Origin of the sequence: Pseudozobellia sp. WGM2 (assembly GCF_017810075.1) — a bacterium.
Classification (GTDB): domain Bacteria; phylum Bacteroidota; class Bacteroidia; order Flavobacteriales; family Flavobacteriaceae; genus JADNYK01.
Genome location: NZ_JADNYK010000010.1, coordinates 46,418 through 64,320, shown reverse-complemented (window position 1 = coordinate 64,320; position 17,903 = coordinate 46,418). Strand labels below are relative to the sequence as shown.

The following is a 17,903-nucleotide window of genomic DNA, read 5'->3' as shown; positions in this document are numbered from 1 at the left end:
ATATGTCTAAAAAAGTTATCATCATCGGGTCTGGGTTTTCGTCTTTATCAGCTTCATGCTATTTAGCGAAAGCCGGTTATGATGTGACCATTTACGAAAAAAATAAGACCATAGGTGGTAGGGCAAGACAGCTAAAAAAAGATGGTTTTACATTTGATATGGGCCCTAGTTGGTACTGGATGCCCGATATTTTTGAAAATTTCTTTAAGGATTTTGGTAAAACTGTATCTCAATATTATCAGCTCGATCGCTTGAACCCGGCTTACAAGGTTTTTTTCAAAGATGAAACGATTACCATTGAAGATACCTTAAACAAGATATGCAAAGAATTCGAACGTCTAGAACCCGGTAGTTCGGTAGATTTAAAAGAGTTTATAACAAAGGCGGGTGAAAATTATGATATCGCAATCAACAAAGTAGTTTTAAAACCGGGACTTTCCCCGTTAGAATTAATCACTCCTGAAACCGTTTTAAGAGTTGACCAATTCTTTAAGACTATCAGTGGAGAGGTGCGAAAAAGGTTTAAGAACCCAAAGCTTGTGGCCACTTTAGAGTTTCCAGTACTGTTTTTAGGTGCCAAACCCAACCAGACACCTTCCTTTTACAATTTTATGAATTTTGCTGATTTCGGGTTGGGTACATGGCATCCTAAAGGCGGAATGTATGAAATCATTAAGGCGATGAAGAGCTTGGCCGAAGAATTAGGAGTAAGAATAATAACTGATAGTCCTATTGAAAAGATATCCGTAGAAAACAATAAAGTATCCGGAGTTAGTTCTAAAAATATAACCCACACTGCAGACATTGTTGTTAGCGGTGCCGATTACTGTCATTCAGAAAACCTGTTACCTGAACGGTACAGACAATACAGCAGTGGCTATTGGAGCAAAAAGGTCTTTGCACCTTCTTCATTGCTATTTTATGTAGGTTTCAACAAGAAGCTGAAAAATGTAGAACATCATAATCTATTTTTCGACACAGATTTTGAACAACATGCCAGAGAGATATACGACCATCCGCAATGGCCGAAAGACCCTTTATTTTATGTGAATTTTCCTTCGGTTACCGATAACACAATGGCACCTGAAGGGCAAGAAGCCGGTTTTTTTCTCGTGCCTATCGCCCCCGGATTAGAAGACACACCGGAACTAAGGTCTCAATACTTTGATATTATAATACAACGTTTTGAACATCTAACAAAGCAACAAATTAAGACCAACATACTGTTTAAAGAATCGTTTTGCGTTAATGATTTTATAACAGAATATAACTCGTACAAAGGTAATGCGTACGGCATGGCCAATACCCTGACCCAAACTGCTTTTCTCAGACCAAAGCTGAAAAGCAGCAAAGTAAATAACCTCTATTTTACAGGACAATTAACAGTGCCAGGCCCAGGAGTACCTCCAGCACTCATTTCAGGTAAACTGGTAGCTGACCTTATTATCAAAAAATCTTAATACTCGACTATGAAGGCACTATTTGACAATGTATCTTACCAATGTAGCAAGGCCGTCACGAAATCTTACAGCACTTCTTTTTCATTGGCCACAAAAATGCTCTCACCGACTATCAGGGCAGATATTTATAATATTTATGGTTTTGTTCGTTTTGCGGATGAAATCGTCGACTCGTTTCACGATTATGACAAAGAACATCTTTTTGATAAATTTGAGAACGATTTAAAAGAATCATTAGAGCATCGAATAAGCCTTAATCCGATTCTCAATTCATTTCAATATACATACCATAAGTATGGTATTTCATATGATTTAGTGGAATCGTTTATGAAAAGTATGCGAATGGATCTTCATAAAAGCACATACATCACAGATCAAGAATTTAAAGAGTACATTTACGGCTCTGCCGATGTCGTTGGTCTTATGTGCTTGAAAGTTTTCGTAAAAGGGGATTTGGAGAGGTACGACGACCTAAAAGAATCTGCAATGGCCTTGGGGTCGGCTTTTCAGAAAGTTAATTTTCTTAGAGATTTACGTTCTGATTTTGAAGACCTCAACCGTAGTTATTTTCCGAATATAAATTTTGAAGAGCTAGATGAAGCTGCTAAGAACCAAATTGTTGATGAGATAAAGGCAGACTTCACACTTGGCTATTCTGGTATCGTTCGATTACCCCACGAAGCCAAATTTGGTGTATACACGGCTTACCGTTATTATTATCAACTACTGAAAAAACTACAGAATACTCCTTCTCTCGAAATTAGAAATGTTAGGGTAAGAGTACCTAATTATGAAAAATTCGGACTATTGGCCAATTCGTATGTAAATTACAAACTGAATCTAGTATAGTATGAAAATCATTCTTTGGATATTGATTTTGGTAGGCACTTTCTGCTTTATGGAATTCATGGCCTGGTTTACCCATAAATACATCATGCACGGTTTTCTATGGAAATTACACAAAGACCATCATAAAAAAGACCATGACTCGTGGTTCGAGCGAAATGATGCTTTCTTTATATTTTATGCTATCGTGAGTATGGTGCTCTTCTATTTAGGTGCCCAGACCGAGTTTTGGTACGGCTGGCCTTTGGGCTTTGGTATTCTCGCCTATGGTATCGCCTATTTTCTCGTTCATGATATATTTATTCATCAACGCTTTAAAATCTTTAGAAATGCTAATCACTGGTATGCAAAAGGAGTTAGAAGAGCACATAAAATGCACCATAAACATTTGGGGAAAAAAGATGGTGAATGCTTCGGAATGTTAATCGTACCTTTTAAATATTTTAAAAAACAGTAAGGTGATTATTGGGTGACCAACTCGTCTAAAAGTTCGATAATTTTGTCGTTATTCCAATCTTTTGCTTTTAAAGACTTCACCACAATCTCTCCTGATTTGTCAATAATATATGTGCCGGAAGGATCAGGTATTTCAAATGGGGAAGGCTCACCAACTATTCTATAGGTAATCGGAAATGTGAATTTGTTTTCCTCCATGAACTCTTCTACCGGTGAACGCTCCTCATTAGTAACCACATAAAAATTTACCTGATTATTGTATGCAGTATAAAGTTCTTGAATATCACTCAATTCTGAAGAACTTGGTAAGTGCCATGAAGCCCAAAAATGAATGAACACCACCTTGTCTTTTGACTCTTCGAAATTAAAATAGTCCCAATTAGCATCTTTCAAACGCCAATCGTAATGGGGGAGCTTTTCTCTTTTGCCAGCATCGACAATCTCTGGAGAAGTCGCAAATAGCTGTGTAAGCCAAACTTTTGACCAATACCCTAACGGAGTAATAAAAAAAGATAGTATAAAAACTATCAAAACAAGTGTGTAAGCTGTTTTCCGTTTCATTAATAAAAGTGTTGGGCAAAACTAAAAAAACTCCCGCCGAGTGGCGAGAGTTTTTAAGATATAATTCAATTAATGCTATTAAGCAGCATTTTCCCTTTTAATCACGTTCAAGGCAGAACCTTCATTGAACCAACCAATTTGCGCATTATTATACGTGTGATTGGCCATAATGGTGTCTTTGCTTCCATCTGCATGAACAACCTCTATTGTCAACGGTACGTCAGGAGCAAAATCGGCCATATCGACAAAGTTGAAAGTATCGTCTTCTTGTATTAGATCATAATCACTTTCATTCGCAAATGTCAAGGCCAACATACCTTGTTTTTTAAGGTTGGTCTCATGTATACGAGCGAAAGATTTCACCAACACAGCTGCAACACCTAAGTGTCTTGGTTGCATAGCTGCATGCTCTCTTGAAGATCCTTCACCATAGTTATGATCCCCGACAACGATGGTCTTGATACCTTCAGCTTTATACTCTCTCTGTACATCTGGTACACCACCATGCTCACCATTGAGCTGGTTTTTGATGAAATTTGTTTTCTTATTAAAAGCGTTCACCGCACCGATTAAGGTATTGTTCGCAATATTATCTAAATGACCACGGAAACGTAACCATGGGCCGGCCATAGAAATGTGGTCAGTCGTACATTTACCAAAAGCTTTGACAAGAAGCTTAACTCCCTGCATCTGCTCTACCGTAATTGGCTCAAATGGAGTTAATAGCTGTAGTCTTTCAGAATCGGAAGCCACTTTCACTTCAACACCAGATCCGTCTTCTTTAGGAGCCAAGTAACCGGCATCTTCCACTTCAAAACCTTGAGTAGGCAATTCAATACCCATTGGCTCATCTAATTTTACTTCTTCGCCATCTTCATTGACCAAAGTATCGTTCATCGGGTCAAAATCAAGCTTACCAGAAATAGCAATAGCGGCCACCATTTCAGGAGAGCCCACAAAGGCGTGCGTATTTGGGTTACCATCTGCACGTTTAGAGAAGTTACGGTTAAAGGAATGAACTATAGTATTCTTCTCATCACCTTTCAAGTCACTTCTATCCCACTGACCGATACAAGGTCCGCAAGCATTGGTAAACACAGTTGCACCTAAATCTTCAAAAATTTGAAGCAAGCCGTCACGTTCAGCCGTAAATCGAATTTGCTCTGAACCAGGATTGATTCCGAAATCGGATTTTGGTTTGATTTTCTTGGTAATTGCCTGTTTGGCAATTGATGCCGCACGGGTCAAATCTTCATAAGACGAGTTGGTACAAGAACCGATCAAGCCCCAATCGACCTTAAGTGGCCAATCATTTTCTTTTGCCTTAATACCCAGCTCGCCAACCGGTGTAGCTAAATCTGGGGTAAAAGGTCCGTTCAAATGAGGTCTAAGTTCATCGAGGTTGATTTCGATAACCTCATCAAAATACTGTTCTGGGTTCGCATACACTTCATCGTCAGCCGTAAGGTATTCTCTCACTTTATTGGCCTCATCGGCTACATCACTTCTATCAGTAGCTCTAAGGTAACGCTCCATAGAATCGTCATAACCAAAAGTAGATGTTGTTGCCCCTACTTCGGCACCCATATTACAGATAGTTCCTTTTCCGGTACAAGAAAGGTTATTAGCGCCTTCACCGAAATATTCTATTATCGCACCGGTACCACCTTTTACGGTAAGAATACCAGCTACTTTTAAAATCACATCTTTAGCTGACGTCCAACCAGATATATTTCCGGTCAACTTCACTCCTATCAATTTAGGGAACTTCAGCTCCCAAGCCATACCTGCCATTACATCTACGGCATCTGCACCACCTACACCGATAGCTACCATTCCGAGTCCACCGGCGTTTACCGTATGGGAATCCGTTCCGATCATCATCCCGCCAGGAAATGCATAATTTTCTAAAACTACTTGGTGAATAATGCCTGCACCCGGTTTCCAGAAACCGATTCCGTATTTATTCGAAACTGATTCCAAAAAATCAAAAACCTCGGCACTAGTGCTATTAGCAGACATTAAATCTTTTGCGGCACCACTCTTTGCTTGAATTAAGTGATCACAATGCACGGTCGTCGGCACAGCCACCTTTTTCTTACCGGCTTGCATAAACTGCAATAAGGCCATTTGCGCCGTAGCATCTTGACAAGCGATACGATCGGGAGCAAAATCAACATAGTCTTTTCCTCTGGTAAAAGCTGTGGTAGGGTTACCGTCCCACAAATGGGAATATAAAATTTTCTCCGAAAGGGTAAGCGGTTTGCCAACTATATCACGAGCCTTATCAACACGCTCGGCCATATTGGCGTACACCCCTTTAATCATATCGATATCGAATGCCATTATCTATTTTGTTTTAGGTTATTGTAATCCCGTAAAATTAATAAAATACAAGGGGCAAATAAAATTTTTGTAGAAGGATTACTACGATTTTTGTGAATTTCAAAATTATTAACTCTAATGTGCGCAATTAATATCAGAACTTGTACAAATTATACCCAAATAATCAGGATATAATGGTAATTGAAACTAAAAAAAGATAATAATAAGAAAAGTGGGCTTCTAAATATATAATCAGAAGGGCTAGAGCAACTTTGAAATTATCTCTTCTTCAGATATACCTTCAGCCTCTGCTTTGTAGTTTTTTATAATGCGATGTCTTAGTATACCTGTGGCCACGGCCTGCACATCTTCGCTATCTGGCGAATACTTACCGTTAATAGCGGCGTGGGCTTTTGCCCCAAGTATCAAATTTTGAGAAGCTCTAGGGCCTGCACCCCAATCGATATATTGTTTTACGTAATCGGATGCGCTCTCTAAGTTCGGTCTCGTGGCATTGACCAATCTAACTGCGTATTCGATCACATTGTCAGGCACGGGTATTCTTCTAATCAACTGTTGTACCGCAACGATTTCTTGAGCATTAAACAGCGGACTAACAGAAACGAGCACATCGGTAGTAGTTGCCTTCACCACCTGAATCTCTTCTGCAATTGATGGATATTTAAGTTCGATAGCGAACATAAAACGATCCAACTGTGCTTCAGGAAGCGGATAGGTACCCTCTTGTTCTATAGGATTTTGGGTTGCCAGAACGAAATAGGGCGGTTCTAGTTTGTGCTGTTGCCCTGCAATCGTCACCGCTCTTTCTTGCATGGCCTCTAATAGTGCAGCTTGGGTTTTTGGGGGTGTACGATTAATCTCATCCGCAAGAATTATATTTGCGAATATGGGACCCTTGATGAATTTGAAATTTCGATTTTGGTCAAGTACCTCACTACCCAAAATATCGCTGGGCATTAAATCTGGCGTAAATTGAATTCGTTTGAAATCAAGGCCCAAAGTCTGGGCAATAGTATTGACCATTAACGTCTTTGCCAAGCCAGGAACACCGATCAATAACGAGTGCCCCCCTGTGTAGATACTCAGCAAAATTTGGTCGATCACCTCGTTTTGGCCAACAATGACCTTAGCTATTTCTTGCTTGAGGGATTGGTGTTTTTGTACAAGGTTATCAATGGCCGATACATCTGACATGAAATTACTCTTTGGTCCAGTTGTTGGCAAAATCGCAATCTTGGTTAGACTGGTTTACACTGATGTAAGTTTCATCGATATGCTCGTCCATCCACTTTTTGATAGCATTATATTGCTTTTCTGTTTTCGCCAATTGCTGTATTTTCAAATAATCTTTGGCAAAATCTGCAACGTGCTCGTCATAGCGGTTGGTGATTTTTAATATTTTGTATTTCGGACTACCACCTCTGGGGTCTTCCTCTAAAATGGGATATGAGATTTCATCATCTTTCAAGTTACGTACTTGATTGTAAAGTGTTGGATCCATTTTGGTCAACTCGAACCGAGAATCAAATGTAGAAGGGTTTCTCAAGAGGCCCCCATCGAACTTTGTCTCTTTCTCATCGGAGAAATTAAGTGCGGCTTGTGCAAAGGTATATTTACCTTCCATGATATGCTTTCTAATCGTATCTAATTCAGATTTCACCTCGTTCAAGGCTTTTTCTGAAATTTCAGGCTGCATTAAAATATGTCGCAAATCTAACTCTTGCCCTCTAATTTTCTCAATAAATATAATATGGTATCCGAAAATAGTTTCAAAGGGTTCTGAAACCTCCCCTTCCTTTAAACTAAAAGCAACATCTTTGAAAGTCTTGTCGAAACCCGTCTCTTTTGTAATACTATAAAACCCCCCTTTAGATTTTGAACCGGGATCTTGAGAGTAAAGAATGGCCTTTACGCTAAAACTTGCGTCGTTATCTTCAACATCAGCTTTAATGGCATTCAATTTGTCGATAACATTTTGTTTTTCTTCTTCACTAGGCTCTGGAGCCTTAGTAATTTGTGCAATTTCCATTTCAGCACCGAAAACCGGGCGTTCATCTTCGGGAATTTTATTGTAAAACTGTCTAACCTCCTCAGGCGTTATCTCAATTTCTTCAACAATGCTACCCTGCATTTTTTCAGAAAGCATTCTTAACTTATTAATTTTGCTAATATCTTCCCTTAAACTGGCCTCATCTTCCTTTTTGTAGAATTTCAGCAATTTCTCCATAGAACCAATTTGCTGCACAAAACCCTGAATCTGCCTATCGGTAGTAGCGGTTACTTCATCATCTGAAACAAGTAAGCTATCTTGAACGGCCTGATGGGCATACAGCCTATCTTCCATCAATTTGCCTAAAAGTCCGCAACGGGTAACATCTTCGGTAGATACACCTTGACTCTTCAAATCGATAAGCGTCTTTTCAATATCGGAATCCAATATCACATAATCGCCAACGACCGCGGCAATGCCATCTAGCTTTACTCTTTTAAAGTTTCTTATGGTGTCATTTTCCGCTTCGGCAGTAGTATTGACCGCCATATCAACTTCAGCAGCTGTTTCTTGGGCAGGTTCGTTCTCTTGTGCATGACCAAGGGTCAAGCAAAAAAGAGACAAAAATAGTGCTAGTACTTTATTCATCTTTAGCATAAATTTCGAATTCGTTTTTTTTGATTGCCTCATCTAAAATCTCAGTTTCCAACTTACGTAGAAAGTTTAGTTTTCTTCGGCTTAAGAGCACTTGTTTGATCCGAGGCTCGATATAAGAAAGTGGTGCAATATCATTTTCGTTTTTGACATCCACTATTTTAGCCAAATATACCCCGTTATCATCCTCCAATTCAAAAAATTGTGATTTTTTTAGGTGTTTATCGGCGTTTTCAAAAGTTAAAGGTGGTATCTCTTCGACTACTCTAGATGCACTGACCCATAGCGAATCATTAAAATTTAATTTTCTGAACTGAACACCGATCGAGTCGAGATACTCTCTATCATCTTCTTTAAAACGCTTCAACTTATCAGTAACTGTTTTTTTGTTCAAAAATTGTTTTGGCAGCTCTACAAAACGTAATTGAACTACCTTTTCTTTAAGTTTAAAATTCTCTTTCTCAGACTCATAGAATGCTTTGAGCTGTGATGGGCTGATAAGTGTATCACTACCCTGACGTACCAAAGCCTCTTTATACGCCCTTGTGTATAGGTCGGCACGATAGTCTGAGACCAATTCGTCGTACTCGGCAAGTTTCTCTTCCGGTAAGTTGATTTTGGCCTTTGATAACAACAATTGTTTTGAAGCCCAATTATTTATATAGTTCGTTACGAAAGAAGCACTGTCTCCTTTAGACACTCCATTTGGCAAAAGATGCGCAATATCTTCGCGATAAAGATAGCTTTCTCCTACCCGCGCCAAAAATTCAGGCTTTTCTTTGTTAAAAATAGACCCACAACCCGTCAACACTATCAGCGATAGAAGAACGACATGGCCGCTCACTCTATGAATTCCGGAGAATTTTAAAAATTTCATCCAGCAAAAATAACAAAACCTAAATGGCGCACAAAGCTATAAGGTATTACTTAACAGATTTTTGGAAGCCTTGTTGAGAATGTAGTACTTTACCAAAAATTATTCAATAGAAAAGATTGCCGTCCAAAAAACGGATTTACTCAAATATTGAAGACTACCAATTAAAATTATTTTATAAAACAATATAATAATGGGCAAAAAAATTAAACTCGTTTGGGATTTTCGAGGGCCTGCAGCGGCCAAAACTGCAGAGCATCATGAAAAACATTTAAAAGAATATATTCAAATGGAAAGAGCGGAACTGGATATCACAGGTTTTCAACACCTAAACGATATGCAAAGTTTTGCTTTTATGGTAGTAACCGAAACTGAAATGATAAAACATCGAGATGCCCTAAAGCCTCACAGAGGTGAACTTTATGAATAACCTCTAGCCATGTTCAGAACCCTCACCTTATTATTCTGGTCTTTAATGCTGGGGTCATGCCAGCAACGTCAACTAATTACAGACCCGCTAAAACATGTTCTCGCATCTAACAACTTGAATATAAAGAGGGTAATGGATAGTGTCACAAAGCACCAAGTACAGATTAGGTACACTCAAATAAATCGCACAAACGAGGGCATTACTTTCACTGATTTTGACTTTCAAGTAGATGACTCTCTCTATTTCTATCCTGCTAGTACCGTTAAATTTCCAATAGCAGCTCTGGCGCTTGAAAAAGTAAATGCCATCGATTCTATAAATATCAACACCCGTTTTTATGTGGAGGGAGACACAGTAGAAACCACATTTGCCAAAACAATTACCGAAATTTTTGCGGTTAGCGATAACAACGCCAATAATAGATTGGTAGAATTTTTAGGCCAAGATGAAATAAATGTGCGTCTGCAGGCGAAAGGGGTTGGCCCTGTACGAATAGCGCATCGTTTGGGTTTTCATTCAGAAGACCTGGCCACCAAACCTTTAATTATTTATATGAATGATAGCACCACATTCGTTATCGAAGGCGGCACAAACACCTCACCAGAACCGCTTAAACTAAAAAGTATTGAAAAAGGTATAGGCTACTACGAAGATGAAAGTCTGGTAGAACAAGCTTTTGACTTTAGTCTCAAAAACTATTATCCGATCAACACACAGCACAATGTACTGAAACGGATAATATTTCCAGAATTGTTTTCCGATAAAGAACAATTCAATATCAGTAAAGACCAACGAGAAAAACTTCTGAAAGCCATGCAGATAGTGCCAAGAGATGCGGGCCACGACCCAAGTATTTACTATGATGGCTACTGTAAATTTTTTATGTTCGGAGATTCAAAAGAGAACATTCCATCGCATATTAAAATTTACAACAAAGTTGGCTTTGCATATGGAACACTTACGGATTGCGCCTACATAACCGACCACGAAAACGGTGTGGAGTTCATGCTAACAGCAACACTACTGGTCAATGAAAATGGAGTTTTCAATGACAACACTTACGAATATGAAGAAGTTGGCATTCCTTTTTTGGCTGAACTAGGTAGAGAATTATACAATTTCGAACTCAACAGGTCGAAATAGACCTAAAGTCGTAGTCTCCGACAGTGAACCAATAAAAACACTGTTATCTCGTTATAACAAATAGATTTGTGTCATTGTACTGAGGACCAATTTACCATTAAAATTGCTGCATGCCGAACCATCAATTTCGTATTGAAGAGCTTAATAAAAAACTAGAGCTTTTGTTAAGCAAACAGGAGAGTTTCGCAAAGGAACTTATGGTCTTGTATAAAGAGATTGAAGATTTAAAAGCTCAAAATACGAATGAGGCAATTGAAGAAAAGCCTTCTTCAATATCATCGAAAGAAATACCCAAGACCCTTGAACCTCAAACGGCCAAGAAAGTAGAAACGGAGTCAATTTTTGAGCAAGAAGAGCACCAAACCCAAATTGAATCGAAAACCGTAAAAAATCGTCTATCAAAACAACCAGGGCAAAAATCAAATCTCGAAAAATTTATTGGTGAGAACCTCATCAATAAAATTGGTATTGTCATAACTGTCATTGGGGTCGCGATCGGTGCTAAATATTCTATCGAAAACGAGTTGATAAGTCCCCTGACACGAATTATATTGGGTAATTTGACCGGTTTGGGGCTTCTAGGTTTCGCTATTAAATTAAAACAAAAGTATGAGAACTACAGTGCAGTGCTTACCAGTGGTGCTCTTGCTATTTTGTACTTTATCACTTTCGCCGCATACAGTTTTTATGGGCTCTACCTACAATTGGTCACTTTTGCACTTATGGTGCTGTTTACCATTTTTGGCGTGGTCGCCTCTTTAAATTATAATAAACAAATCATTGCGCATATAGGGCTCGTAGGCGCCTACGCAGTGCCTTTTTTATTGAGTGATGGCTCTGGCAAGGCTTCTATTCTTTTCAGCTATATGACCATCATCAATATTGGAATATTGGTCATCTCAATTAAAAAGTATTGGAAACCTCTATTCTATGCGGCTTTTGGATTTACTTGGCTCATTTTTGCCTCTTGGTTGATATTCACTTTTAAAACCGAAGAGCATTTTAGCTTGGCCTTGCTATTTACAATTCTGTTCTTCATAATATTCTATGCCACTTTCTTAAGTAACAAATTAATCAATACCGAAAAATTCTTACGTTCTGACATCGTTCTGTTACTTCTCAACTCATTCGTTTTTTACGCCTTAGGTTACTATTTATTAAATGGGCACGAAATAGGTAAAGAATATCTTGGTTTGTTCACGCTCGCTAATGCTATTGTACATTTTGCGGTCAGTATTATACTATTCACTAAAAAATTGGCCGATCGTAATCTTTTCCATTTGGTGGCAGGCCTGGTTTTGGTATTCGTGACTATTGCAATACCCGTTCAATTAGACGGCAATTGGGTCACGTTATTATGGGTAATGATCGGTGCTCTTTTATTTTGGTTCGGCCGAACCAAAAAGGTTCTATTTTACGAATTTCTCTCTTATCCCCTACTATTTTTAGCTTTCATTAGTCTCAATCATGACTGGGGACAAGGGTATGCCAAGGGCTATCTAGAAGCATCGGCAATAACACCCGTACTCAACGTATATCTGCTTACTTCGTTCTTATTTTTAGTTAGTTTGGCTTTTATCAACTGGGTGAATACCAAATTCAGTGGAAATATACTACATGGGCAAAATTCAAAATTATCAAGAATAGTTGACTATGCCATTCCCAGCCTATTTTTGTTGATTCTCTATTCTGCCTTCTATCTAGAGATCGATTACTATTGGCATAGAGCTTATATTGAGTCTGAAATAGAACTACTTTCAAAAAACAATTATGATCTAATTAATTTCGGGGATATTTGGTCTCTTAATTACAGCCTCGGCTTTGTAGCTGCATTGGCTTTCATTAACATGAAAAAAATAAAAAACCGAAATTTAGGTATTTGCACCTTATTCGTAGGGCTGCTGGCCTGCTTTGCTTTTTTAAGCGGAGGCCTATACATACTAAGTGAACTTAGAGAAAGCTATCTTAACGGAATACTCGCTGAACACTTTGAGATAAGTTTCTTCAACGTAACTATCCGCTATGTCTCTATAGCATTTTTTGCATTACTCTTGTTAGCTATCAAAAAAATCATTTTGCAGCCTTTCATGAAAACTGATTTAAAAGTGCCATTTGAGCTTCTTATGCATACTTCAATTTTATGGGTGCTAAGCAGTGAACTGTTAAATTGGATGGATATTTTTGGGTCGAATCAAATCTACAAACTAGGGCTTAGTATTCTTTGGGGCTTATATTCTTTAATTTTAATTGGTTTGGGCATATGGAAACGAAAAAAATACCTTCGTTACTCCGCTATGGGCCTATTTGCTATTACCCTGCTCAAACTTTTCTTTTATGATATCGCATCTCTTAATACCATTTCAAAAACTATAGTATTTGTTTCTTTGGGCATTTTACTGTTGATTATATCGTTTTTGTACAACAAGTATAAGAACTTGATTGCTGAAGACAAAACTGAATCAAAGCCAGAGAAAAATGAATTATTATGAAGCTGATTTATAAAAATATCATTTTGTGTCTAAAATTCGGATTGTATAGCACCTTAGCCATTTCTCAAATGATCGATTATGATTATAAACGAGAGATTAATGGAATTTCGGAACAATGGCATAGCCTGCCCATACCCGATTCTGTATTTCAACATGTGGCTTCTGACCTATCTGACATCAGAATTTATGGCATTGCCAAGAATGACACGATTGGGGCACCTTACATTTTAAAAGTGAGCTCCGAACAGCAAACCCAAAGAAGTATCACCTTCACAAAAGTAAATGCTGTGGCGAATGCCAAAGGCTATTATTTCACATACGAAATCCCAACAGATGAGACCATAAATCAGATACATTTAGAGTTCGACGAGTCTAACTTTGACTATAAAGTGGTCTTGGAAGGTAGCCACGACCAAAATGAATGGTTTACCGTTTTAAACGACTACCGCATTTTAGGCATTGATAATAATCAGACCAAGTATACATTTACCGATCTACATTTTTCACCTTCCAATTATCATTACTATCGATTGCTTATTAAATCGGATAAAAATCCGAATCTAGTATCTTCAGAAATAAATTTAGATGAGCAATCGGAAGCCGATTACACCAATTTTCCGGTGACGTTCATGAATATCGTACAACAAGAGAAGAACAGCATTATAGATATCGACATGAAAAGACGCTTGCCGCTGAGCTATCTTAAAATCAACGTTTCCGATCAAATAGATTACTATCGACCTGTTACCATTGAATATATCTCAGATAGTGTTGAAACTGAAAAAGGTTGGCAATACCAATACAGTAATCTCTACTCGGGCACATTGACTTCTTTGGAGAAAAAAGGCTTCACCTTTGCCTCTACACTGGCACAAAAACTTAGAATCACTATTCAAAACCATGATAATACAGCGCTTCAAATTGAAAGCGCAGAAGCAAAAGGCTATGTCTACTCGCTTGTTGCACGTTTTATCGAACCTGCGCAGTACTTTCTCGTGTATGGTAATAAGAATGTTCAAAAACCTTACTACGATATCGTTCAGGCCGCAACCATCATTCCTGAAAATCTTATTGAATTAAACCTTGGCAAGGTTGAAGGCATATCCAAGAAAAAAGATGTACCTGCAAATGCTCTTTTTCAGAACAAATTTTGGCTGTGGGGCATTATGGGCATGATAATAATAATATTGGGTTGGTTCACTATCAAAATGTTGCGTAAAGAAGATATTTAGTGCCACTTACGATATAAAAGAAACCTCTAAATTTGCACTAGTAAATTTACAAGTGTGCAAAAGCCAAAACAAACTCGAATAAACAAATATCTTAGCGAAGCAGGTTACTGCTCTCGCAGAGCTGCTGACAAGCTTATAGACCAAGGTAGGGTTACCATTAATGGAGTAGTACCCGAAATGGGTACAAAAATAAACGAAGGAGATGAAGTTCGGGTAGATGGACATCTTATTGAAGAACCACAAGAAAAACCCATCTATCTAGCTTTCAATAAGCCGATAGGCATTGTCTGCACCACTGACACCAGAGTTGAAAAAGATAATATCATCGATTTTATCAATTATCCAAAACGTATTTTCCCCATAGGAAGACTTGACAAACCTAGTGAGGGACTTATTTTTTTGACCAATGATGGAGATATCGTAAATAAAATTTTGCGTGCCCGAAACCATCATGAAAAAGAATATCTGGTCGCTATCGATAAGCCGATTACACCTGATTTTATTGAGCGTATGAAAAATGGGGTTCCCATATTAGATACCATAACTCGTAAATGTGAAGTTGAACAAATAGGCCGCTTTGAGTTCAAGATTATTTTGACCCAAGGCTTGAATAGACAAATTCGAAGAATGTGCGAACACTTGGGCTATCGGGTCAAAAAGCTAAAGAGAATTCGTATCATGAATATTTCTCTAGATATACCCGTAGGAAAATGGCGCGACTTGACCCCTGCAGAATTAAAAGAGATAAATCGATTGGTAGCCGACTCTTCTAAAACCCATTCTTGATAGAATTAAGCGGATTAAAAATTCACTTAGGCATTAAAAATTATACAACCCACAAAGAGTTTAGTCGATAATTATCGAACAAAGATGATAATTTAACACCATACATCGCTAAAAATCATTAACTTAGAAAGTATAACTTAACTACTCATATTCTTTCTATCATGATTCTAAAACTCAATATTAACTCAAACAAAACCATAGTTTCGACACTATTTTTGGTGTTGTTCACTTTGGTCATTGGCATCGAAAAAGCCAATGCTTTTTTTCAAGAAGAAACACGCCAAGAATCTAATTTTAATCTTTATAAAGGTGAAGTTATCGATTCTGATAGCAATAAACCATTGGTATTCGCATCGTTGATGGTCGAGAAAACGAATATTAGTACCATTACAAATACTGAAGGAGAATTTTCCATAAAGATTCCAGGTGATATATCGAATGCCAATATCATTGTTTCTTTTCTAGGGTACAAAACCAAAACGATACCCCTTGCCCAATTAAAAAATGGCAAAAATCGAATCATGATGGATGTTTCGATTACCGAACTTCCAGAAATAAATATTAGTATACCGAAAGATGCCGAGCTTTTAGTTAGGGAAACCCTAAAAAAGAAGGGAGAGAACTATTTTGAAGACCCCACTTTAATGACTGCTTTTTACAGGGAAACCATTAAAAAAAGAAGAAAAAATGTATCCCTCTCCGAAGCGGTTGTAAACATATACAAAACACCCTATACTTCACTGAAACAAGATGGTGTCAAACTCTACAAGGCTAGAAAAAGTACTGACTATGACAAGTTAGATACGGTAGCCCTTAAACTTCAAGGTGGGCCCTTCAATGCTTTGTTCGTAGATATAATGAAATACCCGGAGTATATCTTTTCAAAGGAATCAATAAGCAACTACAATTTTAAATTTGATCGTTCTACCCGTGTAAATGACCGCTTGATTTATGTAGTCACTTTTTCACAAAAAGAATCGATACTAGACCCTTTATATGAGGGAAAACTTTATATTGATGCAGAGAATAAAATTCTTACTAGCGCCATATATCATCTAAATATCACGGATAAGGATTTGGCCTCAAGATTATTTGTGCGCAAAAAACCTAGAAATGCCAGAGTTTGGCCCAACGAAGTAGCCTACCGTGTAGATTATCGTGAGAAGAATGGTAAATGGTATTACGGGTATAGCAATGTACTGTTAGAGTTCAAGATTGATTGGGATCGGCGCCTTTTCAACTCAGTCTATACCATGACATGTGAAATGGCCGTTACCGATTGGAAAAAAAATATGGCAGCAGATTACCCGAAAATACGTGACCGAATTAAAACCTCGATTATTTTAAGTGATGAAGCAATCGGCTTTGCAGATCCCGACTTCTGGGGTGAATACAATATTATTGAACCTGAAAAATCTATTGAATCGGCCATAAAAAAAATACAACGTCAATTGAGAAGGGCCAATTCAAGTGGTGGCACCTCCATTCCTTAGAAAAAAGCAAAATTTAAGTGTTTTAAATCGGCCCATTGTGGCCGATTTTTTATTTCTTCTTATTTTCACCCTAAGAAGATTTGCTACTCATGAACAACAGAAGAAAATTTATTGGGAATACCTTAGGTGCTGCGGGAACATTTTTAATCCCTCAATTAAATACTGCACAAGCATTTAAGAGTCAATCTACACCGAAAGTACTCCCAAAACGTCTAAAAACAGGCGATACTATTGGGTTGATTGCACCGGGTTATGCCGTAAAGGCCGACATATTACAAGAGGCCATTGAAACACTACATAAGTTAGGTTTTAAAACATATCATACCCAACGCATAATTGGCAATCATGGTTACTTTAGTAATACTGATGAGGAGCGCGCAAAAGATTTGAACGAAATGTTCGCAAATCCGGAGATTGATGGTATTCTATGTGCACGGGGCGGCTATGGCTGTACACGAATTATGTCTCAAATAGACTATCAGAATATCAAAAACAATCCGAAAGTCTTAATTGGCTTCAGCGATGTAACCGCACTTCTTAATGGTATTTTTAAAGAAACCGGCTTAGTGACTTTTCACGGTCCGGTAGGCAGCACTTTGAACGATGTCTACAGTATTCAACTCATGAAAAATGTTCTAATGAGGTCAGAAGATGAACAATACATCGTTAATGTCGAACTTGACGCAGAGAAAAAACTCGACCCAGAATATGAGCGATACACCATCACATCCGGTACCGCCACAGGAAAAATCGTAGGTGGTAGCCTTACATTGATTAATGCTTTAATCGGCACGGCTCATGAAATCGATTTCACCAATTGCATCGTCTGTATTGAAGACGTTGAGGAAGCACCTTACCGCATAGACCGTATGTTAACGCAACTTATTGAAGGTAAAACCTTTTCAAAAGCTGCCGGTATTATTTTTGGGGTTTGTGCAGGTTGCAATGCATCTAACCATTCACTTTCGTTCACCTTAAAGGAAGTAATTATAGACCGTATTAAGCCCCTCGGCATACCCGCATTTTATGGTATGAGTTTTGGCCACGTAGAAAACAATTTCACATTCCCGATTGGTATCAATGGCAGATTTAACACCGAAAAACAGAGTTTAGAGTTGCTTGAAAAAGTGGTACTATAGAAGT

15 protein-coding genes are annotated in these 17,903 nt (G+C 38.1%); 10 read left to right on the top strand and 5 right to left on the bottom strand.

Annotated elements, in window-relative coordinates:
• The first annotated feature begins 2 nt into the window (after positions 1 to 2).
• The 3 genes from IV512_RS18305 to IV512_RS18295 are packed head-to-tail and all read left to right on the top strand — an operon-like array spanning position 3 to position 2,763.
• Positions 3 to 1,460, top strand: coding sequence for an NAD(P)/FAD-dependent oxidoreductase (locus tag IV512_RS18305; RefSeq protein WP_209406009.1), 1,458 nt, complete (start codon positions 3 to 5; stop codon positions 1,458 to 1,460).
• Positions 1,461 to 1,469: 9 nt separating this feature from the next.
• Entirely contained in the window at positions 1,470 to 2,309 is an 840-nt protein-coding gene (locus IV512_RS18300; RefSeq protein WP_209406007.1) for a phytoene/squalene synthase family protein, read from the top strand.
• A gap of 1 nt (position 2,310) precedes the next feature.
• On the top strand, positions 2,311 to 2,763 hold the full coding sequence (locus IV512_RS18295; protein WP_209406006.1) for a sterol desaturase family protein: 453 nt from the start codon (positions 2,311 to 2,313) through the stop codon (positions 2,761 to 2,763).
• Between the two features lie 5 nt (positions 2,764 to 2,768).
• Here IV512_RS18295 and IV512_RS18290 read toward each other — a convergent pair whose 3' ends face one another.
• From IV512_RS18290 to IV512_RS18270, 5 genes are all read right to left on the bottom strand, one after another.
• On the bottom strand, positions 2,769 to 3,323 hold the full coding sequence (locus IV512_RS18290; protein WP_209406004.1) for a TlpA disulfide reductase family protein: 555 nt from the start codon (positions 3,321 to 3,323) through the stop codon (positions 2,769 to 2,771).
• A gap of 78 nt (positions 3,324 to 3,401) precedes the next feature.
• Positions 3,402 to 5,669: an aconitate hydratase gene (locus IV512_RS18285; protein ID WP_209406002.1), complete on the bottom strand. Its 2,268-nt coding sequence runs from the start codon at positions 5,667 to 5,669 to the stop codon at positions 3,402 to 3,404.
• Positions 5,670 to 5,909: 240 nt separating this feature from the next.
• A complete protein-coding gene (locus IV512_RS18280; RefSeq protein ID WP_209406000.1) occupies positions 5,910 to 6,863 on the bottom strand; it encodes a MoxR family ATPase in 954 nt (317 codons plus the stop codon).
• 4 nt (positions 6,864 to 6,867) lie between these two features.
• Entirely contained in the window at positions 6,868 to 8,307 is a 1,440-nt protein-coding gene (locus tag IV512_RS18275; protein ID WP_209405998.1) for a peptidylprolyl isomerase, read from the bottom strand.
• On the bottom strand, positions 8,300 to 9,190 hold the full coding sequence (locus IV512_RS18270) for a peptidyl-prolyl cis-trans isomerase (protein WP_209405996.1): 891 nt from the start codon (positions 9,188 to 9,190) through the stop codon (positions 8,300 to 8,302). Before IV512_RS18270 ends, IV512_RS18275 begins: the two co-directional genes overlap by 8 nt.
• Before the next feature lie 190 nt (positions 9,191 to 9,380).
• Here IV512_RS18270 and IV512_RS18265 point away from each other — a divergent pair, with 190 nt between their 5' ends.
• From IV512_RS18265 to IV512_RS18235, 7 genes are all read left to right on the top strand, one after another.
• Complete coding sequence (locus IV512_RS18265; RefSeq protein WP_209405994.1) at positions 9,381 to 9,617, top strand: hypothetical protein; 237 nt, start codon at positions 9,381 to 9,383, stop codon at positions 9,615 to 9,617.
• Between the two features lie 9 nt (positions 9,618 to 9,626).
• The gene (locus IV512_RS18260; protein ID WP_209405993.1) at positions 9,627 to 10,760 is read left to right on the top strand and encodes a serine hydrolase; all 1,134 of its coding nucleotides are present in this window, start codon (positions 9,627 to 9,629) and stop codon (positions 10,758 to 10,760) included.
• A 110-nt stretch (positions 10,761 to 10,870) separates the two neighbouring features.
• On the top strand, positions 10,871 to 13,249 hold the full coding sequence (locus tag IV512_RS18255) for a DUF2339 domain-containing protein (protein ID WP_209405991.1): 2,379 nt from the start codon (positions 10,871 to 10,873) through the stop codon (positions 13,247 to 13,249).
• Positions 13,246 to 14,481: a DUF3999 family protein gene (locus IV512_RS18250; RefSeq protein WP_209405989.1), complete on the top strand. Its 1,236-nt coding sequence runs from the start codon at positions 13,246 to 13,248 to the stop codon at positions 14,479 to 14,481. Before IV512_RS18255 ends, IV512_RS18250 begins: the two co-directional genes overlap by 4 nt.
• 54 nt (positions 14,482 to 14,535) lie before the next feature.
• Positions 14,536 to 15,267 carry a 23S rRNA pseudouridine(2604) synthase RluF gene (rluF, locus tag IV512_RS18245; RefSeq protein WP_209405987.1) on the top strand — a complete coding sequence of 244 codons (732 nt, stop codon included), beginning with the start codon at positions 14,536 to 14,538 and terminating at the stop codon, positions 15,265 to 15,267.
• A 161-nt stretch (positions 15,268 to 15,428) separates the two neighbouring features.
• On the top strand, positions 15,429 to 16,760 hold the full coding sequence (locus tag IV512_RS18240) for a carboxypeptidase-like regulatory domain-containing protein (RefSeq protein ID WP_209405985.1): 1,332 nt from the start codon (positions 15,429 to 15,431) through the stop codon (positions 16,758 to 16,760).
• A gap of 89 nt (positions 16,761 to 16,849) precedes the next feature.
• Positions 16,850 to 17,899 (top strand): LD-carboxypeptidase, encoded by a 1,050-nt coding sequence (locus IV512_RS18235; RefSeq protein ID WP_209405983.1) that lies wholly within the window; start codon positions 16,850 to 16,852, stop codon positions 17,897 to 17,899.
• Positions 17,900 to 17,903: the final 4 nt, after the last annotated feature.

What these genes read in the sequence shown, in the direction of transcription:
- IV512_RS18275 (WP_209405998.1), bottom strand. Translation starts at nt 8,307, where the DNA reads ATGAATAAAGTACTAGCACTATTTTTGTCTCTTTTTTGCTTGACCCTT.
- IV512_RS18305 (WP_209406009.1), top strand. Translation starts at nt 3, where the DNA reads ATGTCTAAAAAAGTTATCATCATCGGGTCTGGGTTTTCGTCTTTATCA.
- IV512_RS18290 (WP_209406004.1), bottom strand. Translation starts at nt 3,323, where the DNA reads ATGAAACGGAAAACAGCTTACACACTTGTTTTGATAGTTTTTATACTA.
- IV512_RS18280 (WP_209406000.1), bottom strand. Translation starts at nt 6,863, where the DNA reads ATGTCAGATGTATCGGCCATTGATAACCTTGTACAAAAACACCAATCC.
- IV512_RS18270 (WP_209405996.1), bottom strand. Translation starts at nt 9,190, where the DNA reads ATGAAATTTTTAAAATTCTCCGGAATTCATAGAGTGAGCGGCCATGTC.
- IV512_RS18255 (WP_209405991.1), top strand. Translation starts at nt 10,871, where the DNA reads ATGCCGAACCATCAATTTCGTATTGAAGAGCTTAATAAAAAACTAGAG.
- IV512_RS18250 (WP_209405989.1), top strand. Translation starts at nt 13,246, where the DNA reads ATGAAGCTGATTTATAAAAATATCATTTTGTGTCTAAAATTCGGATTG.
- IV512_RS18240 (WP_209405985.1), top strand. Translation starts at nt 15,429, where the DNA reads ATGATTCTAAAACTCAATATTAACTCAAACAAAACCATAGTTTCGACA.
- IV512_RS18260 (WP_209405993.1), top strand. Translation starts at nt 9,627, where the DNA reads ATGTTCAGAACCCTCACCTTATTATTCTGGTCTTTAATGCTGGGGTCA.
- IV512_RS18235 (WP_209405983.1), top strand. Translation starts at nt 16,850, where the DNA reads ATGAACAACAGAAGAAAATTTATTGGGAATACCTTAGGTGCTGCGGGA.
- IV512_RS18265 (WP_209405994.1), top strand. Translation starts at nt 9,381, where the DNA reads ATGGGCAAAAAAATTAAACTCGTTTGGGATTTTCGAGGGCCTGCAGCG.
- IV512_RS18285 (WP_209406002.1), bottom strand. Translation starts at nt 5,669, where the DNA reads ATGGCATTCGATATCGATATGATTAAAGGGGTGTACGCCAATATGGCC.
- IV512_RS18300 (WP_209406007.1), top strand. Translation starts at nt 1,470, where the DNA reads ATGAAGGCACTATTTGACAATGTATCTTACCAATGTAGCAAGGCCGTC.
- IV512_RS18295 (WP_209406006.1), top strand. Translation starts at nt 2,311, where the DNA reads ATGAAAATCATTCTTTGGATATTGATTTTGGTAGGCACTTTCTGCTTT.